Below are 24,167 nucleotides of genomic sequence, written 5' to 3' on the forward strand. Positions count from 1 at the left end.
CACGTGTTGCGTAGCTTACTCGTCGCCACCAGGGGACGGCGTACCAGCGTTGCGGCCGAACCAACCCCTCGGGCCAAGGTGCCGCCAGCGGCATGTGCCCGCCTCCCCCCGAAAAAGCTAAAAAGAACTCTCACGGCGCTCCTATCATAGGTGATCCGGACATCGGAACGAACGAAGGGCACCCAAGCTGAACGGATTGCTTACACTGTCCGGCCGCAGTTCATAGGTCACGTCGGGCCGGTCAGGTCGACCGATCGTGATCGTGAAACGGTCGGGAGCGCCACGCGAGGAGGGCCGCGAGGCGTCGATGAGACGGAACAGAGCCCAAGGGCCTGAGCGCTCAACCTTCTCCTCAGTTCCATCCACGGAGACACGTGTGACGGAGGCTGTGCTTGCATCGGTTAGACTCGGCCATTTAAGGTCATAGGCACGGGGCGCCTCGTGACGATAGACGATCTCCCTGCCATCCATGACAAAAGTCGCGCGCAGAAGTTTAGAGGCGAGATAGAGCGGCTTGATGCTGAACTTCACGGCCGGTGCGAAGCCCGAGCCGCTGAAAAAGGACCTGCGAATCTCTTGCGCGCGCTGAAATTGAGTCAGGGCATCGGCATGGATCGGCGCCGCCGCACCGTCGATTGTCGCCAGCACAACGCCGGTTCTGCCCTCGATGACGAATGGCGACAGGTATTTCTGAAAAAAATCATCGAGGATTCCGCGGGGGCGAAAGAGATCGCTGAAGTCCTTTAAAGTTACGTCCTCGGTCGCGGCCGCAAACAATGGATAACGCTCGTAGACGCCAGCTTGGCAGATCGGCGCCACTTCCCGCGTCCACATAGCATTGACATGACCGTGTGCCTGTCGAAGCAAGACGCTCCATGTCGAGAGCGCGATGTCGTTCATGATGGTACGGACCAACTCGGGTCGTAGCGCCGAGTCAGCGCGCAAGGTGCCGAAGGCATCGTTGCTCGGATCCTTGACGCGCCGCTGAAAGAGCTGAAATGCGGCCTGGTCGGGATCGGGCGCGGTCGCGATATTGGCCATCGTTGCATACAGGCCGCCGAAAAGATCGCGGATGCGATCCATGCTGGCCCCCTGTCCCGAGGCTCCGCCTATGCTCAATTGGACCAGAGGCTGGAAGGCTTCGGAGATCCGTGTTCCCGGCCAGGGGGCGTCGCCGAATGCCGCCGAGAACACGGCGGCCGTTGTCTCCCCCGCCTTGGCCGCGATCTGCTCTCCGGGCGGCGGCAGGTTCGTATTGTCGCGTACGACGGAAATGATCTGCTGCAGTGCGCTTTCCGGGCCGGCCAGCCCACGCAGGATCGCCGAGGCGCGCTGTATATCGTCGAACTTGACGACGCGGACGCTGCTCAGCGCGTTTCCCCAAATGCGAATGTAATCGGCAACATAGCGATCGATGACCTTGCGCACGACTTGTTGTGTATCCGCCGCGTCGAAGGAGCTGCCGGCAAGGACCCAGTCGCCGCTTTGCTCGTCTTGGATGATGAGTGGAAGGTGTGGCAGCAGGAAATCGATCAAACCAGCCCGTGTGAAGATGCCCGGGATGATCGCAGTATCGCCCGAAGAAGGGAGCTCCTGATGGCCTACGGCGGGGAAAACAGCGTGGGGCTTTATCTCCAGCTGGCCGGCTCCCAGCAGACTGACCAGGTCGATTGGCCGGAGCCGCGTATTCTGAGCGCCTTCGCGCAAAAGCCGGGCGTAGACCTGCTCGACGAGGGGATGTTCCATCAGCCGCGAGCCGACCGCAATCACGAGTTTCTGGTCATTCGTGATGGGCTTCGGCAGCAACTCGATGAGGCGCGAAAAATGCCCCAGCAGTTCGCCCGCTGATGTCGTCTCGAGCGCAAACGCACGCACCACTTCCCTGTGCATAGCCTGCTCGACGTTGCCGCGATCGAAATGCCTCGGATCGCTCAGCATCAAATAGGTGCGGAACATTTCCTTGACTTGGTCCAGCAGAGTTTCATCGCCAGTACGCAATAGCGCATCGATGCGATCGGCAAGCCTTTGGGCAAAAACCGGCAGCAGGCGGTCGACCAGAATCTGATCATAAGCTTGTTGCGCGGCTGGCGCGAGCACCGGGTTCGCCGAAATCCCGAGGCCACCGAGCCATGCAACCCAAGTGTTCTCGCCAGCTGCCAGACGCAGCCGGCGCGCGGCATTGAGGGTCGGCAGGAGCTTTACCAGATCCAGCGGCTCGCGCGCTTCCTTGAGGCGCGCTTGCATTGTCTGTGCGGCCATTCTGGTTTCAGCGATGCGCATTTCGCTGCGGGCGAAGGCGTCGTACCACTGAGTAAATGCGGCTACCGCCAGTATGACCGCCGCGAGATAGCCACCACAGTGCACCATCGCGAGCTTGCGTTCGAGTTTGAGATTGCGGCCGACCAGGCCCTGCTCAGCAAAGATCACATCGGTCAGCAACTGCTTGATGAAGAATGTCCTTCCCGGCCCGATGGACGACCGCGGTGGGCTTGCGTGCAGACCGAAATTCCTTCTGATCGCACCGCTCATCCTCTCAATCGGCGCTCCTTCCTGGGCAGCGCTTGTCAAGTAGACCCCGCGCAGCATCGGTCGCACTTCGAAGCGGCTCGGCCGGAAGACCTCGCTAACGAAGCCGGCGACCGCGGTCCGGATGCTCCACAATTCTTTCGGGAACATGTACATCATTGCACGACGGTTAGGATTGCGTTCGTCATGCATGCGAAACGCCAAGTTGCCCTCGAGCCGCTCGGCAAGTTGCTGGATCTCGAGTGTTACGAGGTCGTCGATGTGATCGCCTGGTCCTTCGAGAGGAAAGGTCTTGCCCCAGACCTGGGCACGACCTTCATGGTCGAGATCGTCGAAATACTCGGTGAAGCCAGGTACCAGATCGCATTTGGTTACCAGAACATAGACCGGAATGCGCATGCCAAATGTCTTGACCAGCTCCTGTATCCGCGAACGAATCGACTGGACGAGCCTGCGCCTGTTACCATCTGCCGTTGAGAGATCGGACAGGCTGATCGCAACCAAGATCCCGTTGATCGGTCGCCGGCGCCGATGCATCGTAAGAAGATTGAGAAAACCGTGCCAGGCCGCGCGATCGACCTCGACATCCGTATCCTGTGTCGTGTAACGGCTTGCCGTGTCGATAAAGACTGCCTCTTCAGTAAACCACCAGTCGCAGTTTCGCGTGCCGCCGACGCCCGCCACCGGATCGACGCCGAGCCGTTCGGCCAGCGGAAACTCGAGGCCCGAGTTGCGCAGGATCGTTGTCTTGCCGGCGCGCGATGGCCCAATGATGATGTACCAGGGCAACTCGAACAGATAGCTCGGTCCGCGCTTGCCGGCGAACACCGGACTGCGCAGGACCTTCAGCGCGTCCTCGAAACGTCTACGGATGAGATCGACCTCCTCCTGGCCACGATTTTTGGAGGTCGTAACGAGGCCCTCGCTCTCCATCAAAGACTTGATAACACGCCGGTTAGCACGGCGCGCCAGCCAGTAACGGACAAGGATGATGACGACGACCGTCAGGGAGAGGCAGCCGATTGTGGCCGCACGAACAATCACCGAGCCGAGCGGATGTTGACCGAACAGGTCAAGGTAAGGGGCGCCGAACCAGATCAACGCATCGACCACCAGCAAGGCAATCAGCGTGATGACGCCTCGAGCCGAAAAGAGTGCCGCGAATCGAGCGCCAAACACCTGCACCTCCCTTTAGCGTGGTCCAGACTGGCCGATCACGACGAGCAGCTGCTCGACGGGCGCGAGTTCGGCCGATAGGCGCCAATGGAAGACACCGTAGCCGATCAGCATAGTGACGGCCGCGGCGGTGAAGGTGATCCACAACGGCACGTAGCGACGCACCCGCGTACGTACTTTGGCGCCGCGCCATCGGATCGATAGTTCGGCCGGTGGTTCGCTCGTATAATCCCGCAACAGACGCTGAACGTCGGAACGCAGGTCTTCAAGCCTCTCGCGGCCCCCCTCCACCACGCGATATTTGCCCTCAAACCCCATCAACAAGCAGATGTTGATGAGCTTGAGCAAGGCGAGGTATTTGGCCGGCTTTGCCTGTACGTGTTCGAGTATCTGGAAGACCTTCTCGCCACCCCACGTCTCGTTATGGAACTGGTTGAGCAGGCTGTTGTCACTCCAGGCGCTTTCACTGCCCCAGTGCGTGGTCATCACCGCCTCGTCCAGCAACGCGCATATCACGTAACGGGCGGCTGTTACGTCGCTGCGGACGGCTTGATCTTTGGCCGCACGCTCCTCGAAGCGGCGGATTTGCTCGACCATCCCACGACGCAGCGCGCCGATATCGGCATTGTTGACGATGCGAAGCTGCGCGACGACCAAAAGGAGCGGTGTCGCGGCCGCGACCAAGGCGTCCTCCACTGCCTTTGGCTCGAATTGCACAATGATCTCGGTAGGGTTAGCTCCCAATACGTCGTCGGATTCAGATACAGGCGACGGCAGAGCGCCCGTCGGGGCGGCAATCTTCGGCGTAACGCAAGCGGACGATTGCCCGCCTTGAGTGTTACGGGTCGGACCAATTGGCCTGCGTCCGATGACTGTCGGTTCATCCATGTGTTTCAGGCCCGTCAGGTACGTTTCCTACGGATGGCCCAGAACTCGAGATGGAGATCCGAGTAGTCACCGCTGACATGGAAAGCAAAGGCTGCCGAGCGCGGCAGGATACGCCACAGCTCCACCGACTGGTCCAACTCGAAATAGACGGCATTCTGGATGTAGGGCAACTCGCGAGGCGCCACAGCGAGCGCGCGAATCGGAACACCCGGGAGCTGAAGATTGACGAGATCGCGTATCTGCTCGACCGAGCCTACTTTCGTCTGCGCCGGAAGCTGGTTGCGCAACGTCTCAGTCGGTACGCTTGCCACAGCGACGAGAACGAACCGAGAGCCCTGGAACAAGGTGCGGTCGGTGATCAGGCCGATCAGGATGCCGTAGCCCCGGTCCTGCAACGGGAGCGATATTGCGGCGCTCTCGATCACGACAGACAGCAGCCGACGCAGAATATCAGCCAGCGGCGTGAAGCAGCTCTCGAGATCCTCATGCCGATAGGGAGGCATTTCTTGCGGTGTGCGGCGATCGCCAACGAAACTCGACAGCTGCCCGGTAAGGCTCAGCAACGCGCGAAAGAAGGCTTCAGGATGATGCCCACGTGTTGCTGCGAAGTGGTCGAACACGGCTTCTGCACCATTCACGATCGACAAAGTAACAAGATCAATCAATCCGGCTCCGTCTGCCCTCGTGCGCGAGGGATCCGCGCGCGCAGCAAGCGCCTCTGCGCGTGTCCGCAGCAGCGATCTGGCCTCGTTCAACAGTGCGATGAGCGGCTGGACTGCGTGAATGTCGATGGCCGGCGGAACGTAGGTGTCGGACAAAGTGATCGCGCCGGCCGGATCGATGTCACGGATGCGGCAAATAGGCAGCGTGATCAGATCGCCCTGCTCCTCGCCCTCGAACATGAGACGTGTTGTTAGTGCCGCAACGCTAATATCGACCGGGGCCTTTTCCGGCGCGCTCGCATTCCCGAACTGCAAGACCTCCTGATCGTGGCGGCGCGGTAGTGCATCCCCGGAACAGACGTCGCTGCCGGCCTGTCGGCGCGTGCCCACTGCGATCTTGACCAGCAGGTTTTTCGCAGCCGGCGGAGGGATTCGTGCGATCGGAAGGCGGACATGCTCCGGCATGCGAAGGGCCGTGCCGTCGGGCATAATGGCTTCAAGTTCGGCAAGAGCGACTTGGCCAAGCGCCAGAAGATTGCGATCAAAGGCAATTTTTCGAACACCCCAGCCGTAGCCGACCAGACCAGAAACGCGGTTCTCGACCAGTTGCTCGATCCAGCGGTCGTATTGCTGAAAGTGCTGCGGCCGCATCAACATGCCTTCGGACCAGATCGGTTTGCTTGTCGCAGACATTATTTCAGGCGCCCCTTCGCTGACTTTCCAAAAGATGCATTTGCCCGGCGGCCGTTGCGATCACGACGGACTGGTCAGAAGATTTTCCACCAGTTTCGGCTCGTCTCCACCTCAATGCTGACAGCCTGCGCAGTCAGCTTTACCGAGATCCTGTTGTCGCGATCGGGCTTGATTTCGGCAGTTGAGCGCCATTGCGCATCATTGCCCGAGCGGAAGCCGGCGATCACGCCGACATATCGAGTCTCGATCGGCGTGTTGCGCTCGATCTCGCGTTTTTCGCCAGGCGTCAGCTCGATCTCGCGCTTAGCCACCAGATCCGGCCCGAGGCGCTTCACGTCATCGTCGAACAGCTCGAAGAACTGCGCTTGCGTGAAACTGGTCGTCGACTTCAGCTCATAGATACGGACGACAACCGGCGACGGCTTGCCGTGCGCGTTTGGATTGACGAGCTCATCGGCCTCGATCACGAGTTTGATCGGCGTCGTCTTAGAGCTCTTGTCAGTCGAACAACTGCTGGCTGCAGCGGCCACCAGCAACGCACCGCCAACAATGGACAACCGCTGAAGTTTGTTCGGAGGCGCCATTACGCCGTTTTCCCTTCATTCTGGCCAGGTGCTGAGAGTTGCGACTCGTAGCTTCGGGTAAACTCTTCTGCGATATAGGAGCGAGCCGTTCGATCAATGTCACCGACCATCGATGCGTGCAGTTCCACAAATCTGTCCCACAACTTGGCCTTATTGATGCGAGCACCGAAAAGCCCGCTATTTGCACCGTCGCTCTCGATACGCTGGGGGCTCATGTGCGTTAGCACATTGCTGACCGCGCCTCTCATTGCCGCGATCGCCGCGACCTCATGGGCCTTGATGTCGTCGAAGCCTGCGCGCACCGATCGCGAGAGCAACAGGAATCCGCGATCCTTTGCAAGCGCCTCGCGCAGGGCATGACTGCTGTTGGTAAACTGTACTGCGTTGTCGTTTCCAGCGCGTGTCTGCGTTGGCCCGATCTGGCACTCATTCTTGAGCATGGCCCACGCCGCCAGTATCGAATGTAGGCCGTTCGTCATCTCGGCGATCGCACGGCCGAGTTCCGCAAAGAACTCTCGACGCTGTGCTGGTGGCACAAGTTTCGGATTGAACCCGAGCGCATGCCAGAACGCCTGCAGTTCGTCTCCGTCGGATGGAGGGTCCGCAGGCAACGGCGGAGCACCGCTCGTTGTTGCGGTTCTCACCTGGGGAGCGCCGACCGCGCGCTGCGCAGCAGTTTCCTTCAGGCTCAGCAGCAGCCGATCGAGCTCCCGCTCATCGGGCGGCGGCGACCTTGAACCAGAATCCCGCAATTTCCCGAGGTGATTCGTCGGACGAGAGGCGATCGGCTTAGGCGCGATCCGGAGCGCTTCGTTCGGCTCATTGAGGCGCGCTTCTGTTCGCTGCGATGACACCGATGGCATGCGGCGCGAGGCCGGTCCCGGCAACAGATCGCCAAGATCGAGATCCTCAGGGATGATTGGCGCAGGATGGCCATTCGACAGTACACTTCTGCCATTGGAGGGTGCAGAGGGCAGCAGCGGTCGGGATGGCTCGACAAATGGCGCGTCGACCGACGACAACGGAATTGATCGGATATTTCCCGATTGCGCGTGCGAGGACGGCCTCTCGGTCGTGGCAGCGCTCGACGGTCGCCGGGGAAGATCTGCCAGTGTCGGATCCACAGCCTCGATGTCGTTGCTGAGCGCCTTGTCTCCAGGCAAGGATGGCGGATGAGGTGCCTGCGGCTCCCACTGTGCAGCTGAATAGAAGATCTGGCGCGGGCCGGTCATCATTGAGGGATCGGGAGGAAGGTGCGCATCGCTTCCCAACGGTCCGGCAGTCGGAACAGCTGCAGTTGCGGACTCTTGGTTGAGTGTAGGAGACGGCAACGTCGGCGTTGTACGGCCGAGGCGCACCGCTTTCGACCCCGTCAAGCCGAGCCGTTGACGTTCCTCGACAGGATCGTCCTCGATCATCACCGAGATGATGTAATTCGCCAAGTATAGCGTATCGCCATCAGCTAGCGGCGCGGTATTGCCGCGTCCCAGCGGTGCGTCCACCGTGTTGATGTAGACACCATTGGTGCTTGTATCGGTGATCGTGAAACCGATGCCATTGAATGCGATCAACGCGTGGTGTCCTGACAGCGTGTTGGTTGGATCTGGAAGCCGCCAGTTGCAACCGCGCCCGCGACCAATGGAGCCCCCTTCCGGTCCAAACGCCTGCCTTGCGTTGCGGCCCAAGGGCTCGGCGTTCTCTCCCAGGACTCCGAGTGTGAAATGCATCCCGCACCTTCAGGCTTGCTCGCCGGCACAGGCGTTCATCCGAGCGTCCCATTGGAATTGCCGTGGCAGCAGCATTGCTTCCTACTGAGCAGCATTGTTGTTGGGCCGATCGATTGTCTCATGCGCCGGTTGCGCAGGGTGAAAAGGAAGGATCTCTTCGTGCGCTCAGCTGCACCGGAGGCCGCGCGGGCTTTCTCTCTCAGAAACAAGGCATGCGAACTCAAGCAAAGGAGCGCATCGGTCGTTTTACGCATCTACGTGCACTCCGCCAGTTAATGTTGCCAGATTTCGGTAGCAACGATCGTGCCAATGGCATCTCCAATCTAAGCCACTGATTGGACATAATAATCTGTGGTCCGGCGAATGACGCAGGTGTTCTCAAACTGACAGAGGCTCGTGCAGCCGTCAGACACCGGACAAGGTGAACCCTCAGACGACTTTTTTGGCTACAACCGGGCCCAGTGTCGTCTAGCTATCCTTGACCAAACCGGACAGCGGCAGCTTGTCGAGCGAATATGGCGTCGACTTGGGGCCGCAGAGATGCACACGGGTCGTCGCTTGCGGTAGGCAGTGGGGCGTAACCTTGCAATTCGCGCCCGGTCCGTCCGCCCACGACGATCGGTCAATAGTTCAGGATGCCTTGCAGGGATATCACGACCTGCTGCCAGCGAAGTTCGTAACGCGGCCTCCTGAAAACCCGTCGGGTTGACTGTGCGGGTCAACCACTTATCCCATACTGATGCTGAAGCTGGGTGGGTAACCGTGCCGCTTGAGCCAGGAGGAATACACGATGAGCCCCTCGGGAAGGAGCTTGTCGAGTTGGTTTAGGAGTTGGCTCGTTTGTCTATCCATGATTGATATAATAACACATTTTCAAACCGAGTTTGAGATCATTGCCATTTATCGAGTAGACCACGCTCCAGCGCCGCGATCAGGCGAGCGAGCCGGGGCTTCGCCGCGAGGTTGGCTACCGTTTCGATGGCACCCACAAATATCTTGTCTGCTTCGTCTACTTCCATGGCAATCGGGCGCGGTCAGCTCGCTGATCCGGAATCATTCGAGAATGCCGCTCGCTCAATTTTCGTGACTTCGTTTGACGTTGATTAGAAGAATTCATTATCGCGGTCGCACTTTGGGGTCCGCCCTCCATTCTGTTGTAAGAATTCACGGAGGTTGTTTGAGGGGCCGCTCCGGCATCTCGATCATGCTTTCGGCACCTGTACGGAAGGTGTCGCAGCTCTGCAGAAATTTGAATTTCCTTTGGGAGATCCTGTTCGATAGTTCTCTTCGCGCATTGGCGTAGAAACTCCGCGTGCGGCCTTGCATCGAAGAACCGATAGAAGTCAGCGGTAATCATTTATCACCTTGGCGTGCCGTGTGGCGTCGGCTCCCATTCGACGCATGGAAGCAATCTACTCGAATAGATTTCCAACGCATCCTTGTATTAGCCGACCCGGCAGTGCTTGCGTCTTGAAAACGAGCGGGCAGAAGTCCGGTATCCCCGGCAAGTTATTGCGGACGCGATGCCACACCGAATTCGGCCAGGAGCTCGCATATTGGAGATCGATATCGACGGCATCGACATAGGAGACCTTCTTTGCCGCGGGCAGATTGAGTTTGTCGCTCCAACAGCCATCCATAGAGAAAGCAGATGCGGTGCGCGTGTAGAGCCCGGTCGGCTTCTGCTTCACGAGCTCCGCAATCTCGTCCTCTTTCACGGCGAGGAAAAGCCGCTTTAGGATGACAAGGTCTAGGCCTGGCGGACTGCACGACGCCGCGATATAGGCGACGGCGCCGAACGCACAAAAGTTGCGCGGACGGCTGGAAGAACCGCCCGCGGAAGTGTTGAGCGAGGCCTTGGCTGTCTCGCCGGGCGTCATGACCAAGCAACCAAGCCATCACACGGTCGCGGCAACCAGCTTGGCAGACAATCATATGCGATGAAGGGAGGCAAAAGCAGCGCGCTTTCACGCCATGCCCGGCCACCACTCGAGCCCTCGGCGGCGGCTTCCGGACTTATATTACATGTCGCCAATCGGACACGAAAGCAGGAGTGAGGTGTCTTCGCTCGGGCGTTCGCAGCGGAGGGGTGTTCACAGCCAATCGCGATTCTTGACGAAAAGGTCGTCGAACAAAAGATTATAGAAGTAGATCACTCTACGCGCCGGGTAAAACGGATCATTGTAGCACAACGTGTTTTCTATCAGACCAGTCAACACTATTATATGCCCATCCCATAGTATTTCGTTCCCGGAGGATGACGGCAGACGCAGCGCAGCCCAGATTGGCCCTCGTGTAGTCAACGTCTCGGCAATAAAATCACGCGTAAATCCGTCATCTGGCTCTTCGAGCCTCTCTAATCCTTCGGTGCGCGCCAACCAGTTAAACTGGTAATTGTTGATGCCTACGTCGCCCCGCCAAACGGAAGGCAGACCCAACCGAGGCCCCGGGCGAAAGTAGTACGACAGCATACAAGCGCAAGCATACCAACAATTGTTATTCCCATGCGGTCGTATATTTCCGGCATAGTTTCGTCGCATGTTCAATTGGCCGTCATAGCCATGTTGTTGGCTGACAAGCGGAACATCCAGCTCTACATTCAGCACCCTACAGCTCCCCCAAATTTACCAGCGAGCTGGGCAAATAGCGTGCCGAACGGCTTCGGCACCAACCGCCGGTAGCCATCCTACTCACACACTTGGCGCGAACGAGATGGCTCTCATGGGTCCGGCGGGCGCGCACCGGCTCCTGGCTGGGATCGATGCGCAACGCGATCTCCGCGACCTCGCGCCAGTCCGCGCCCTCTGCATCTGCATCCAAGAGGCGCATGCAGGTGACGGCGTGCTCGCGGTCGTAAGGAGTCAGGGTCGGCTCGGTGCGGTGGCATAGCAGTCTCCCGGTCATGGAAGCCATTGGAGCGCGCAGCGCAACGTCTAACCGGGTTGACCGCGACTCCGGCCCGTGATCCATGACGCGCCATGATGGTCCAGCGTCCCGGCATCGCGGATGATCTTCACCATACGAGAATAACTCGAAAACGATCACAACAGAACAAGGCTTCCGGTTCCCTTGGGCGGGTCGATCCATGTCGTCCAGCCTAATTCTCCTTCGCCCAGAGTCCATTCCGGCGTCTGTCCGAGCGCTAGTTCTAGCTGGAGATCCCATGCCAAGGGCTCGCGCAGAATAAAGTTAATGAGACGGCAAAGGATGGTATGGCTCTCGCAACCGGGTAGCAGCGACCGAAACTGCAGCTGGTTGAGCGGGCCGAGGCAAAGCCGGAATTTGCCTACGATGTCTGGCATGGTTTCACCAGCAAGGGTATCAACGCCGAGCTCAAGACCAGGCCGACCAAGGCGCCACTGCGCCTCTTGTGGAATGTCGATCTCGCGCCAGATGAATTCCTCGACCCGGGCCGAAATATTTAGATGGCTGGAAATCACACCGGTCACGAGCTCGGCCGACCGGCTGCACAAGGCAAGGACGCCGGCATGCGGCAGCAGCCGCGCCCGCCATTCCCGTTGGTTGGCTGTGTCTTCCCCGGGCACGAGTCCAAAGAGCGTACCAATCAGCACCGAGATCGCGTCGGTTGCGCCCTCCTCGAACCGCAAATGGTGGCGGTAGTACCGCCAGATCCGCAGCAGCAGGCTGATCAGACGGTGATTGAAGAAATCAAAGAAATCGCCGAGCGAACCCATGCCGTCCGCGTGCATGACCCGTTCGGTGTAGAAGGGCGGCAGCGGGGAGGAGGGACCGTGCAGCCCGAGGAAGTTGACGTCTACCTCCACGCGCTCGCTGGCGGCCTTGACCTGTCTGATTTCCGCGATCTCTTCGGCAGGAAAGCCAAGCGTCGGCGCCGCACGGAAGCGCACCGCCTCCCGCGCGGGATCGTCGGTGGATCCGATCGGGGGAGCGTCGCTGAAGCGCCGCTCGAGATGCGCAACGAGCGAGAAGAACCCGAACGCCGAAAGCTCATCGCGTTCGTCGGGCGCCGTCAGAGCGGCGTGATCAATCCGCTTCTCGCTGGCCATAGGTAGTGTGCGTTGCTTTCCGTGCCGCGAACCGAAAACCGGTGCAGCATGTTGATACCGGCGAAGGTCGCGAAGAAGGCGTCAAGCACCGAACCCAACAGGAACAATTCGCCCTCACCACCGATCTTGCTGTCGACCACGGCCAGTTCGATATTTCGCATTCGGATCGCCGCGCCGCGCACCACGTGATCGGTGTCGGTGGTCACGAACTGGTCGAGGCCTTCGAGCAGCAACTCCAGGCGGCGACGCGCCTGAACGTCGTAGACCGCACGGAAATCGTAGCTGCCAAGGATGGTCCGCAGCGCGTCGACGTTGACCATGGCGCCGTAATTGCGCGCCAGATTGGCCGTCAGCCGCCGGAACAGGCCGTCATTGACCGGTGGCGGAACCTCTGCAACGACCGTCGTGATATTGGAGAAGGTAACCGCGCGAGGCGTATCAGAGGTCGGCAGATCCACTGCACCGACCGGCAACCGGTCGGCGATGGGTCCGTTGGAGCAAGTCAATTGCAGGGATGCGACGTCGATCGGCGGATGCTGGCCGATGTCGAGCCGGTCAACGAAACTCACATAGTGATCGACGCCCCGACCGACCACCGCCGGCCGGATGCGCTCGCGAAAGTAAGCGCGGTTGCGCTCGGCGCCGGGCAGATCGTGGCGTAACAGGTCGAATGGCTCAAACTCGGTGCGTTCGGGGCGGCCTTGCACATAGCCGGTCACCCGGTCGACGGAACGGATGCTGAAGTTCGGCCCACCGGAGGCAAGCACCCGGTATTCGGTCTTTGTCCGCTTCAAGCGGATCGGCGAGGCCTCGTGGCTGAAGACGTTGATTGCTGGCGTGCAATTCAAGCAAATCTGGCCCTTGCCAACGCGCAACTGCGCGGGGAACGGACGCTGAAACTCGAGGCTGAGCCTGCATTCCGTCTCCATGTGGGTCCCAACCGGCTCGAGACCAGACAGTTCGACGTGGAGAAATTTCGACGGGTAACTCAGATACTCCTGAATGATCCGGAATCCTGAGAAGGCGTTGCGCGGCCAGGGCAAGACCGCCTCGTCATCGCTGAAGCCGATTGGTGCGATCTGTGCGGCTCCGATCGTGACGACTTGTCGATCCGCCACCGTGACGGTTGCCTGCGTGACGTGCCGGCACAGCCAAGTCAACAGATAGCGCCCCACTTGTGGCTCTCGCTCCGTCGAGAAGAAGAGGCGGAGCCGACCATTCTTAAGACATGACAGGTTTTGCTGGCCGGTTGCTTTGATACCCAAAATAAGTCGAGCCGAATTTGTCCGGTTCTCGAGCTGAACGTCGTTAATCTCCAGCGGCAGCACGTCAATTGGATAGCAGGTGACGAACGTGCAGTTCGTTCCCTCAATTGGACGCGAGCGAACGCTCGTGCCGGCCGGTACGTTCGGGCTCGCGGCGCTCGCCGATGGCTTCGCGGCAAAGGCCAGAGTCGTAATGGGCGGCAGAGATTGAAGATATTGCGGCCATACCATCCGCAACAGGCCGTGGACGAATTCGGGAAACTCGTTGTCGAGCTTCTGGCGCAGCCGCGCGACAAGGAAGGCGAAGCCTTCCAATAGCCGCTCTACGTCGGGATCCGTTGCGTCACGCCCGAGAAATGGCGCAAGCTTCGGATTGGCTAAAGCGAAGTCAGTGCCGAGCTCGCGCAAATAGGACAGCTCATCCTCGTAATAGGGATTAAGGGCCACCGCTTCAGCCCCTCACCTGGACGTGCTTCTCGAAGATCGCATCGAAGGCAACCGGCTCCACCTGGTCGTTATAATTGAGCGTCGCGTTGACGTGGAAACTCAGCTGCAGCGGGTTGTCGGGATCGGCATGAAAGCGGATCAAAACATTCTTCAAGCGCGGCTCAAATGTCTCGATCTGCTGCTTAAGCGAACGGGCGAGCGCGCGGACCGCGTCGGCTCCCTGCCCGACCGCCTCGTTGAGCTCGGGCATGCCGAAGTCCGGCCGTGTTTCGCAGCAGCCCTGGCGCGAGTTCAGAACCCGACGTAAGTTTTCCAGGACGCTTGCCCGGAAACGGTCGAACGAGGGCTGATTGGTCGCCGTCCCGTCCTCCAAGCGCTCCATAAGGCTGCGGTCGAACATCGTCTACCACCTCTACTGCTTGTCGAGCTTACCCTTGAGCGTCAAAGCAAAATCCGCGCCCATGTACTTCAAGTGTGGAACGACGGCGATGCCGACGCGATACCAGCCCGGTTCACCTTCGACGTCCTCGACGATGATCTCCGCCTTTCGCAAAGGCCGCCGCGAGCGCACCTCTGCCGACGGATTCTCCTGATCGGCGACATACTGACGGATCCAGTTGTTCAGTTCGCCTTGCAGCTCTTGCCTGCTCTTCCAAGAGCCGATGTTCTCGCGTTGCAGCACTTTGATGTAGTGCGCGAAACGATTGATGATGAACATATAGGGCAGCTGGCTGCCGAGCTTGTAGTTGAGCTCGGCCGCCTTGCCTTCCTGGCTGTTCCCGTAATATTTCGGCTTCTGCACGGAATTAGCCGAGAAGAAAGCGGCATTGTCAGCCCCCTTGCGCATGGTCAGCGCGATGAAGCCCTGCTCGGCTAGTTCGAACTCGCGCCGGTCCGAGATGAGAACCTCAGTCGGCACCTTGGTCTGCAATTGCCCCATTGCCTCATAGGTATGCAGACTGAGGTCCTCAACTGCGCCGCCAGACTGGGGGCCGATGATGTTCGGGCACCAGCGATATTTGGCGAAGCTTTCGGCTAAGCGCGTCGCAAAGGCAAAAGCAGCGTTGCCCCAGAGGTAGTTATCGGTTTCGCCATCTGAGGCCTCCTGGTAATTAAACGCCTTCACCGGAACGGTCTCTGGACCATAGGGCAAGCGCAGCAGGAAGCGCGGCAGCGTCAGGCCGAAATAGCGAGCGTCCTCGCTTTCGCGGAACGAGTTCCACTTGGCGTATTTTGGTCCCTCGAACACCGATTGCAGATCTTTCAGACCCGCGATCTCCTCATGACGTTCGACGCCGAACATGTTCGGTGCAGCGGAGGCAATGACCGGTGCATGCGACATGGCGGCCACCGCGCTCATGTACCGCATGAGCTTGACGTCCTGGCCGCCACTGCCAAACTCGTAGGCCGAGATCATGGCTGCGACGGGCTGGCCGCCGAACTGGCCGTACTCTGCGGTGTAGACGTGCTTGTACAGGCCGGACTTGACGATCTCCGGACTGTCCTCGAAGTCGGTCAGCAGTTCATCCTTGCTGACGCTGAGGATTTCTACCTTGATGTTCTGACGGAAATCAGTGCGGTCGACCATGAACTTCAGCCCGCGCCAGGCCGACTCGAGCCGCTGGAACTCGTCCATGTGCAGCACACCGTCGAGCTGGGCCGAGATCTTGCGATCGATCTCGGCAATCATCTGATCGACGAGGGCGTTGTTGACCTGCTCGTCGGCGCGGCTCGGTTTGATGAGCTCACTGAGGAAAGCTGCGACGCCCCGGCGGGCGAGGTCGTAACCCTCGTCGCACGGGGTCATCTTGGTTTCGACGAGGACTTGATCCACCAGCGAAAGGTCAGTGGTCGTGGTGGTGACTTCGGCCGGCTGCTGCGCACTTGTGTCGGTCATAGCGCCCTCGCTCAAAACGGCTCGCTGATCCGCTCACTCGCTCTTGCTGGTGAGCTCGCTCAAGAGCCGCGGCCGCGCGCCGTGGTCTTCAAGCAAATTCTGGATGGCTTTGCGGAAGCTCGGCACGTTGCCGAGGGGGCTCTTCAGGGCGATCAGGGCCGCGCGCAATTCGGTCAAGGCGCGCAATTCGGGGATTTGCTGTGCGACACGCTCGGGTTCGAAGTCCTTCAGGCTCTCAAACGCCAGCGACACCGACAGCTTACCGGATTCAGGCTGGTCGTCGAGCCTATTCTCGGCGGAGATATGAAGAGTCAGTTCCTGGCTTTTGACAACCTCGTTGAAATTGTCCTTGTCGATATTGACGAGCTCGCGCTCCTCAATCGGGCGGTCATCAGCCCGTCCGGTGAAGTCGCCCAAAACCAGCAATTTGAGCGGCAGCTCGACATCCTCCTTGAGGTTGCCTGTTGCCGGCTTGAAGCGGATATTGATGCGCTCCTTTGGAGCGACCGAGCTTTCCTGCGACATATCAGCTCCGTTAATACTTTGCCACCGACACGGTCCAGCTAGGCGCCAAGCATGCTCGCGCGTGCAATGTCGATGGCCGTGACCCGCGTTCGGATTTTTTCCATCGCGGCGCGACGGCGCGGCCCGTCAAGCATTTGCAGCGAATCAGAATGAGTCAGCGCACGAAAGCGCAATTCGGCGACGTCGAGCGCAAGCCCAGGCTCCCAGCTTCCGAGGTTGCGCTCGGCGATCACCTCTTCCATGTGCTCCAGCAGCGGGATGGCGGTCGTGACGAATCCGGCTTCGATACAGAAACGTGCTTGCGCAAGCTGGCCCACGAACCGCGCTCGTTCTCCGGTCGCGCGGTCTAGCGCACGCGACAGCTTCTCGAGTGCGGCCTGCCGGTGCCCGCTGCCGATGAGCCTGTGTGCCTCGGCAACCGCTTCATCGATAGGATCACGGCCCGTCGACACGTCCGCTGCGCCCACCGCGGCCCAGGCACGCGTTTCCTCGTCCGCAAACGGCCGGCCGTCGTCGAATTGAAACGCCAAGGTCCGCGGATAGCGTGTGGCCAGCAGAGCTACTGCCGCGCGCACCGCCGCGGCCGCCGGCTCAAAGAGCGGCCCCATTTGCTCCAGCGCCTTGGCGGCATGCCGGTGAGCATCGAGCCAGAACGGCGCTGTCCAGACGATCTCTTCGGCTAAATTCACCACATCGGCGTGCTGACCGGCCGCGAGCTTTGCTTCTAACGCAAAGATGTGATCGTCGGGCGGCGATATCATCGTGCGGCCCCCCGTATCAGGCGGCAGCGCATCAAAACGCAGCCATGAGCCAATGCGATTGAGCAGATAGACCTTCGGGTCTGAAGGCGAGGCGACGCGCCGGACAGCCGCAGCCTGCCGCAACATATCAGGCAAGCGGTCGATCAAGCCGGCCCAGTCGCCATCGGCGCCAGCCGGTAGCGATGCCTCCGCTGCTGCCGGTTGAGCCTCCTCAACCGGCGGAGTGGATACGGCCGGTGCGGCAGCGGCCTCTTCGGCAGCTTGGGCGGCCTCGGTCGCACGTTCAGCCGCCGCGGAGATCGCTCGCTTGGCCTGTTCGTAATGCGGTTGCAGGGCCCTCAATAACTTGCCCAAAGCGGCTTGCTCATTGACCAGCTTTTCGCGCAATTGGCGATCGAGATCATCGAGCACCTCATAGGCGGCGAGCACTGCCGCATAGTCGGCGTCGGTCGGCGCATTCTCCGCCACCTCCGGTCCAACGCGACCAATGAGCCAATCGATCGCTCCGACGCGCGCCCGTTCCCGCCTGATCGGCGGAAAGAGGCCCTCCCAATGGGCGTCCACCATGCCGCGCAAAACGCCTAAACCGACGGCAAGACCCTGGTATCCTCCAGTCCGAAACAAACCATAGGTCGCCCAGCAGGCGACCAAAATGTCCTTTGACTGGTTCGACAGGATATGGAGCGACAGTGTACTGACTTTGCTCCAATCAACCGCAGCTGGTCCGTCGGCATCCATGCGCCGCACCTCGGCTTCGAGCCGTTCGAATTCGGCCGCATCACGGACATTAATGCCGGTGGGCACGGGGCCCGGCACAGGGGCAGCGCCGTGGCGCGCACGCGCATCGATGCTGTCTCGAACCACCACCCATGAGTCGATCACGGTGACAAAACCATACGCGGACGCGCATTGCGACGGATCGCGACATTAGGACGGTCAACGTCGTAACCGCCGCATACAATAAGCTGAGAGTGGACATTCTTGTAAGCCACCACTGCCCCTCCTTGCACAGGCGCTGCTGGATGCCATTCCTCTTTCAAGCCTTATGCCAATTGCAATGGCTTGATTTGTAGAGCGATTCTCTCAATCGAAGACGTCATGGCCCCGACAGCTTGTTGCAAACCCGACATCAGAGCGTTGGTGGTGGCTAATGGGTCGGCTCAGTCATTGGCCTCCTGGAGCCTGGGCGCAGGCAAACGCGCCACGCGCGCTCGCGCCTGCGAAACTTGGAAAGACAATGAGACGAGGATTTTTCAACACGGTACGTCGATGTTTCGTCGTTGGAACATCCCAGTTCCTACGCGACAGCGGCGACTCGCCGCAGGCCCCGATGCAGCCCCATCGTGACGATAGGGAGCGCCTCAATGAGGTCTTCAATGACATCAAGAGGGCTGCGATTGCGGGCGAGCCTGCCGCGGGTCGACTCAAGCCGCAATCCGTTGCGAGTATTGCTTCGCCGCTTCTCTTGCTGGCTCTCCGAGAAAAAAACAGGGCATTGTTGTTCGGCCTCACGACGCGTCGCTGGACGAAGATGCGAAGCTTTACAAACTAAAGTGTGGTGACAGAAAAATCTTCAATGGGCTGACTCATCTCCGGAACTTCATGTTGGGGACCAGAGCGCTGGAAGTCTTGCGCCCGCAGCTCGCTCCCTATTCCGAAGACGCGGCTCTCATCCAAAAGGCAGCCGAGGCGGCCAGAGCGGGCATTGCGAGCGGAACTCCATGGCAGGGATTCGAAAAACCGTACAGTGTCAGCAGGGCCGCTACCATGCTTCGCAAGTTCAGTGAGTAGCTCCAGACGCAGCACATGAGCGCGATAGCAGGCCGCCTCGACGACCATTCGCTGCAGGAAGATGGCAAGGAATTCAGGCGCGTCAGAAATAGCCACTCGCTGCGCATCGAATTGAAGCTGCTTTGGACGTACAACTCGCTGCAGGCGTCTCCCGCGGCAGCCATCAGCGACAACGACTTAGATCTGTTGGAGCTGCTGGAGCGGGAGATGGAAGTCGACGGGCCATCGTCAGCCGCGGGGGAAGTCGCCCCGCAGCTCGCCTTGCTGCAGGCGTCTCCCGCGGCAGCCATCAACGACAACGACTTAAATCTGCTGGAGCTGCTATCGCGGGAGACGGAAATAGACGGATCACGGTCGCCCCCCGGGGAAAGGCACCTCGCAGCACACCTCGTTGCAGGCGTCTCCCGCGGCGGCGGCCATCAGCGGCAACTATTTTGAGCTGCTGGCGCTGCTGGAGCGGGAGATGGAAGTCGACGGGCCATTGTCGGCAGCGGGGGAAGACGGTCCGCAGTTCAACTCATTCCAGGAGTCGCTCGAACAACTGCTCGTTGTGCCGGAGACGCCATTGGAATTAAATTACCACTGTCGCCTCTACCGGACCCCGATGGCAGTTTGAATTTTGATACGGCCTTACTTTACGAAATGCGAAACGATGCTCACGACAGTCGGGCTTCGTGCGAGTTGGTTCAGCCGCAACAGTCATCCTGTCCGGCAGCCGCAATACCGGCTTGGGCGCCGACGGATGATTTCGGACACATTGTGCCCTTGGGCTGGAATGATGGGTTCCAACCGGCCCCCAACGTCCTGATCGGCGCACTGAACCGAACAGGCGTCCTCCCGGGGCCGTTCCAGGCGACAAACCTGTTTATTCGTGGTCAGCCCTACACGGCGCAGCTGGGGGCAGGGATACGGGAAGCGACCCCCAACAATCCGCTCGGCGCAAACATTAATCTGATCCCCGGAATTAAGGACGGCTAAAGTCCGCCAAGCTGTGGGAACTGAGCAGGCAAGGTTCGGAATGTGCCGTCGCCAGTCGTCATCCCGCGTTGATCAAACCGCGATAATTTGCAGTCCCGCATCACGGATTGAACTTCAGCATCTTGACAAAATGCTCCGCGTCCAGCCCCGCCCAAGGCATCGTCGAGCAGGATCACTCCGATCGAACCGTTTGTGGGATCGGGAGACGAAGCCTTCGAGGACACGGCGGCGGCCATGGCACGCCGAGATCTCGGGCCGAGCGATCGGCGTTCAAAAGCCGCGCGAGCTGCGGCATGGGCACGTCGGGAAATGACATGACGTCGGTTGCACAAGCCTCATGGTCGCGTTCTCGCGCCGCAAGGCTTTCATCCTCACGCGTCTTCGCGGTCTCGAGCCTCTGCTTGTGCTCGCGCCAGAAGTCCCGTGCATCGTTCAGGAAGCCGAGGACGCGCAAGCGCACCCCGTGCGCAACGTCATGCTCGGGCAGCGCCCTGGCATCCCGTTCGAGGACCGCGGCGGCCAGCACCTGCCGCGCGTCGGAAAGATCCCTCGCCGCGTCGGCCACTATCCTCTCGGCGTTGCGGGTCGCTTCGCGACATTGCGACGACTTCTGTTCCAGCTTCGTCCGCTCGGCCTCCAGTTCTAATATCTGTTGCGCTTTCGCGCAATCTCGCTGGCCGCAGAGATCTTTTAGCGTCTTGCGCATGTCGGTTGCGGTCGCCATCGCTCGCTGCAGCTCGTCGACGACGGATCCGAGAGCGACTTGGAAGGGGCCTGGCGCCTGGCCAACCAGCACATTGTAGGCCTTCCAGGCGGCATCATAGACCTCGCGTTCCTTTGTCGCCTCACGCTCTTCGCCGAACAGTCGCTGCAATTCGTCCTTGGCGGCCTCGACGGGCCTGCTCGCGTCCGCGCCGGCGGCCGAGCATGCCTCGGCGCCCTCACCTTGAAGGACGCATAGCGGGTCGCGCGCATCAGATCCGATGGGACGGCGTTGGACTCCCCTTCAATCTCAATTTCGGTCCGGGACACGCTTCACCTTGCCGAGCTACGCATTCACGAAGGCGCGGGCGGTGGCATTCTCGGCTTCGATCACCGCGGCCAGGGAATGCTCCGGTGCGAGCGGGTTGTCGTCCAATACTTTCGGCTTGACGATCTGGATTCCCGTGCTCTGGGAGGAGTTCCGCCTCATGCGGACGGCTTCGAGGTAGCGGCAGCCCTCCATGAGGATCATCGCCTCGCACGTGTTGCCTCGTAGCCGGCCAAGGTTCTGGTGCCGGCATGAGACGCTCCAGCCAGCTCCATCAGCCCAAGCGTGTCACCGCGTCGCAAAATGCGGACGACCCCTGAGTCGATCCCGAAGTGCCTGCCGATCGGCGACGAGGTTGTCCAGGTGAAGCGGCTCGTCGTCAGGCCGCTGTCCTTCCGCCAATCGTCCAACCAGCGTCCGTGTGGCGTCCAGGACAAAGACGCCGCAATCATAATTGTTCCCCTGTCGGGCCATGCGGGCTGGTTCAAGGCGAGTGCCCAGCCTTCCTGCGAGTTGGCTTGCCCCGGTGCTGTTAGATCTCCGGATGGAGTTGTAGTGATAGGCAACCCTCCCTTCCGGCTCGCGGCGATCAACGAGCAGCAGCGACCAATGCGTACCGCCGCCACCGACACCGCCATCGTTCACTGGCACGAACAGGAAGTTGGCGGTATCGTTACCATCCTCGTCGTTGACGATCCCCCGCAAGGTTTCCTGCCGGGTGTCTTCGTCCTTGGTCAAGCGCAGCAGATGAGCTTGCGCGGGCCGCAGGAACCGCGTCCGGGCGGCCAGATCCGAATTGTCCCTCTGCAACTCCCGCTCAAGCAGTGTGTAATCCGCCGTGATATGCTCGTCACCCAACAATTCCGTGGGACCGAGCACCAGCGGAGGCTGCAGCGGGATGCCCGATCCTGAGGCCTGTCCATCCGATTGATCCAGATGGCCGGACAACTTTTCGCGACGACTCCCTCGGAGGGCTTTGCCAACCCCTGACTTAAAACACGACCACAGCCCACAGCCTTTGGCATTCTTCGTCGACATCGCAGACGTCGCAGCCCTGGTTGATGACGATGTTTCTCCCATATATCCCGGGAAGCTTTCGATGCCCGCCCCTAACGGCTCGTGAGATTCGAGTCCATGTCCAGGGATGAGCAGAACGCCAAGTCCTCCCAGATTGTTTGGGGTCGCCTCCCTTGTTCCTTGCCCCAACTTCGTCGTGTAAGGCCGACCATGGATGTAAAAATGTGCTCGCGACCGGAGCGGTGTCGTCGGCAGGAGGCCTTTTCTGTTCAGTGAACCGATCAGGGCATCGGGCGCTGATTGGCAACTATGGTCCCATCCCAAGCCGACGATATGTGTGAAGTCCTTCGCACGTGGGAAGTCCTCCGCCGGCACGATGGCCTGTATGTCAACCGGGGGGTGTGACAACTGGGCTGGCAGATCCAAGTGGCTCCAAGCGGCGCTAGATCCAGGAGGCGCCGGTCGCTCAAGATGGCCGAAGGTCGATGATGGCTCGGCCCTTGCAGACCGCGATGGCAACATTGGCTGCGTCCTCCCAAGGTCCCATCCCGGATTGGTTGGAATTGAAGGCGGCATAGTCTCCGCGGTAATCAACCTCGAACATCCGGCGCTGGAGCACCGGATCGGAGACCACGCCATGCGGAGCACTATCACCGTCACTTACCGCGATCAAGTAACGGGCATCGTGGTCCGGCAGGTCCCTTGAATTCATCTCCACAAGAGGGACCAGGACTTCGCGTCCGTCCCGCGCAACCTTCCCCATGCTCATGATCAGCGAGCTGAACGGAGTTAGACACGTACGTGACACGATCGACTAGAGAGTTCCCGTACAATGCGACCGAGTCCGGATCGCGAGCCGCTCGGGCGTACTCCGAAACGCCAAACCCTTATGCGAGGGTCGCAGAACGCGAGCGAACTGAACCCTTATCGCGCGTCACGCAGTCTCAAAACCGCGCAAAATACAAGATCAACGATGCACGGGAAGGCAACTCGATTGGCGCATGGGATACACGTGCGTCTCTCAATTTCCGCTACCAACCATCAAACATCTTGTGATCGTTTTGGCTTAACTACGATTCCTGCTCGTCTGGCGCGAGACGCAACAATTTTGCGGCACGGTCAACTACCAACCCTCGTAATTGATCTCGATGACAGAAACATGTCACCTTCCACTGATGAACGTCGGCCGATCAAACGCACCGGCAAGGAATCGGCATGCAAAACCAATCACAATAATCTGTTCCCGCCAGTGGCTCTGATCCACGCGCTGATTCCTCACTCACTGAAATGCTGCGCGCTCAGGTCTGCTCCAGCAGCGAACTCTCATTCCTCATGGAAGCGCATGACGGCCTCTCCGCCGCGATCGCCGAGCGCGCAGGTTTCAAGGGTCTCTGGGCGTCGGGTTTGTCGATTGCCTGCTCCCTCGGATACCGCGATGCCAACGAAGCGTCCTGGAGCCAACTCGTAGTTGAGCGCATCGTGGACTCGACTGAGCTCCCTGTGCTTGTTGATGGGGACGGAGGCTTCGGGAACTTCAACAATGCTCGTCTGCTGGCACGCAAACTCCGTCAGCGTGGCGCTGCTGGCGTCGCACTGGAGGACAGTTGCTTCCCCAAGATGAACTCGCTTGTTGGCGATAGGCATCCCCTCGCCGATATCGATGAATTCTCCGGCCGCTTGCGTGCCATGAAGGATACAGTCGCGGACGACTTGGTCCTTGTGGCCCGGATCGAAGCGCTAATCGGCGGCCATGGAATGGACGAAGCAATCTTGCGCGCTCACGCTTACGCCGACGCGGGAGCCGATGCGATCCTCATTCACTCGCGCAAGAGCGCCGCAGACGAGATCCTTTCGTTCGCACGCGCCTGGCGGAACCGGTTGCCAGTCGTGATCGTTCCAACGAAATACTATCGAACGCCGGTCTCTGCGTATCGCAATGCGCGCATCTCCACAGTGATCTGGGCCAACCACTCCATGCGAGTTGCATAGCGGCAATGCGGCAGGTCTGCGGTCGTATCATCGCTGAGGAGACCACTGCGAGCATTGAACCCAATATTGCGACGCTCGACGAGGCCTTCCAGCTGTTGAGATACGACGAACTTGCCCGCGCGGACGCGCCGATATCTCCCCTCACCCTGACCGACGGCAAATAGCGTCTCATCCGCGCTGCAA

Annotated in this window: 19 protein-coding genes and 1 pseudogene; 2 read left to right on the plus strand and 18 right to left on the minus strand. The window is 60.0% G+C overall.

The annotated features are described in order from the left end of the window. Window positions 1-144: 144 nt before the first annotated feature. The 14 genes from tssM to tssA all read right to left on the minus strand — a co-directional run bounded on the left by tssM (window position 145) and on the right by tssA (window position 18,061). Window positions 145-3,705, minus strand: a complete 3,561-nt coding sequence (gene tssM, locus KJQ96_RS32450) for a type VI secretion system membrane subunit TssM (protein WP_213290421.1) — start codon at window positions 3,703-3,705, stop codon at window positions 145-147. Window positions 3,706-3,717: 12 nt separating this feature from the next. Continuing rightward, a complete protein-coding gene (icmH, locus tag KJQ96_RS32455) occupies window positions 3,718-4,590 on the minus strand; it encodes a type IVB secretion system protein IcmH/DotU (protein ID WP_256441698.1) in 873 nt (290 codons plus the stop codon). Window positions 4,591-4,604: 14 nt separating this feature from the next. Further along, window positions 4,605-5,945: a type VI secretion system baseplate subunit TssK gene (gene tssK, locus KJQ96_RS32460; protein ID WP_256441699.1), complete on the minus strand. Its 1,341-nt coding sequence runs from the start codon at window positions 5,943-5,945 to the stop codon at window positions 4,605-4,607. A 74-nt stretch (window positions 5,946-6,019) separates the two neighbouring features. Then, window positions 6,020-6,529: a type VI secretion system lipoprotein TssJ gene (gene tssJ, locus KJQ96_RS32465; RefSeq protein WP_213290424.1), complete on the minus strand. Its 510-nt coding sequence runs from the start codon at window positions 6,527-6,529 to the stop codon at window positions 6,020-6,022. Further along, a complete protein-coding gene (tagH, locus tag KJQ96_RS32470; RefSeq protein WP_213290425.1) occupies window positions 6,529-8,256 on the minus strand; it encodes a type VI secretion system-associated FHA domain protein TagH in 1,728 nt (575 codons plus the stop codon). Before tagH ends, tssJ begins: the two co-directional genes overlap by 1 nt. Window positions 8,257-9,146: 890 nt before the next feature. Continuing rightward, a complete protein-coding gene (locus KJQ96_RS41500; protein ID WP_256441700.1) occupies window positions 9,147-9,275 on the minus strand; it encodes a hypothetical protein in 129 nt (42 codons plus the stop codon). 393 nt (window positions 9,276-9,668) lie between these two features. Then, window positions 9,669-10,136, minus strand: coding sequence for a hypothetical protein (locus KJQ96_RS32475; protein ID WP_108522794.1), 468 nt, complete (start codon window positions 10,134-10,136; stop codon window positions 9,669-9,671). Window positions 10,137-10,349: 213 nt separating this feature from the next. Further along, window positions 10,350-10,862, minus strand: a complete 513-nt coding sequence (locus KJQ96_RS32480; RefSeq protein WP_190242163.1) for a papain-like cysteine protease family protein — start codon at window positions 10,860-10,862, stop codon at window positions 10,350-10,352. 435 nt (window positions 10,863-11,297) lie between these two features. After that, window positions 11,298-12,284: a type VI secretion system baseplate subunit TssG gene (gene tssG, locus KJQ96_RS32485; RefSeq protein ID WP_213253702.1), complete on the minus strand. Its 987-nt coding sequence runs from the start codon at window positions 12,282-12,284 to the stop codon at window positions 11,298-11,300. Then, window positions 12,248-13,996 carry a type VI secretion system baseplate subunit TssF gene (gene tssF, locus KJQ96_RS32490; RefSeq protein WP_108523289.1) on the minus strand — a complete coding sequence of 583 codons (1,749 nt, stop codon included), beginning with the start codon at window positions 13,994-13,996 and terminating at the stop codon, window positions 12,248-12,250. The genes tssG and tssF overlap by 37 nt, the downstream gene beginning before the upstream one ends. A gap of 4 nt (window positions 13,997-14,000) precedes the next feature. Then, window positions 14,001-14,396, minus strand: coding sequence for a type VI secretion system baseplate subunit TssE (tssE, locus tag KJQ96_RS32495; protein ID WP_108523288.1), 396 nt, complete (start codon window positions 14,394-14,396; stop codon window positions 14,001-14,003). A 12-nt stretch (window positions 14,397-14,408) separates the two neighbouring features. Then, complete coding sequence (gene tssC, locus KJQ96_RS32500) at window positions 14,409-15,893, minus strand: type VI secretion system contractile sheath large subunit (RefSeq protein WP_213253700.1); 1,485 nt, start codon at window positions 15,891-15,893, stop codon at window positions 14,409-14,411. Between the two features lie 33 nt (window positions 15,894-15,926). After that, the gene (tssB, locus tag KJQ96_RS32505; protein ID WP_213253699.1) at window positions 15,927-16,418 is read right to left on the minus strand and encodes a type VI secretion system contractile sheath small subunit; all 492 of its coding nucleotides are present in this window, start codon (window positions 16,416-16,418) and stop codon (window positions 15,927-15,929) included. A 38-nt stretch (window positions 16,419-16,456) separates the two neighbouring features. Continuing rightward, complete coding sequence (gene tssA / locus KJQ96_RS32510; protein WP_108523285.1) at window positions 16,457-18,061, minus strand: type VI secretion system protein TssA; 1,605 nt, start codon at window positions 18,059-18,061, stop codon at window positions 16,457-16,459. A 924-nt stretch (window positions 18,062-18,985) separates the two neighbouring features. Here tssA and KJQ96_RS32515 point away from each other — a divergent pair. Further along, on the plus strand, window positions 18,986-19,408 hold the full coding sequence (locus KJQ96_RS32515; protein WP_213290426.1) for a hypothetical protein: 423 nt from the start codon (window positions 18,986-18,988) through the stop codon (window positions 19,406-19,408). A gap of 712 nt (window positions 19,409-20,120) precedes the next feature. Here KJQ96_RS32515 and KJQ96_RS32520 read toward each other — a convergent pair. The 4 genes from KJQ96_RS32520 to KJQ96_RS32535 all read right to left on the minus strand — a co-directional run bounded on the left by KJQ96_RS32520 (window position 20,121) and on the right by KJQ96_RS32535 (window position 22,758). Continuing rightward, window positions 20,121-20,822 carry a hypothetical protein gene (locus tag KJQ96_RS32520; protein WP_213290427.1) on the minus strand — a complete coding sequence of 234 codons (702 nt, stop codon included), beginning with the start codon at window positions 20,820-20,822 and terminating at the stop codon, window positions 20,121-20,123. Window positions 20,823-20,996: 174 nt separating this feature from the next. Further along, the gene (locus KJQ96_RS32525) at window positions 20,997-21,182 is read right to left on the minus strand and encodes a hypothetical protein (RefSeq protein WP_057853200.1); all 186 of its coding nucleotides are present in this window, start codon (window positions 21,180-21,182) and stop codon (window positions 20,997-20,999) included. 84 nt (window positions 21,183-21,266) lie between these two features. Further along, a complete protein-coding gene (locus KJQ96_RS32530) occupies window positions 21,267-21,926 on the minus strand; it encodes a Ulp1 family isopeptidase (RefSeq protein WP_190242259.1) in 660 nt (219 codons plus the stop codon). Window positions 21,927-22,461: 535 nt separating this feature from the next. Further along, window positions 22,462-22,758, minus strand: coding sequence for a hypothetical protein (locus KJQ96_RS32535; protein ID WP_108523344.1), 297 nt, complete (start codon window positions 22,756-22,758; stop codon window positions 22,462-22,464). 524 nt (window positions 22,759-23,282) lie between these two features. Between KJQ96_RS32535 and aepX the strand changes: the two are divergent. After that, a pseudogene (gene aepX / locus KJQ96_RS32540) lies at window positions 23,283-24,148 on the plus strand (phosphoenolpyruvate mutase). Window positions 24,149-24,167: the final 19 nt, after the last annotated feature.

The sequence above is a fragment of the Bradyrhizobium sp. sGM-13 genome (assembly GCF_018398875.1).
GTDB lineage: Bacteria > Pseudomonadota > Alphaproteobacteria > Rhizobiales > Xanthobacteraceae > Bradyrhizobium.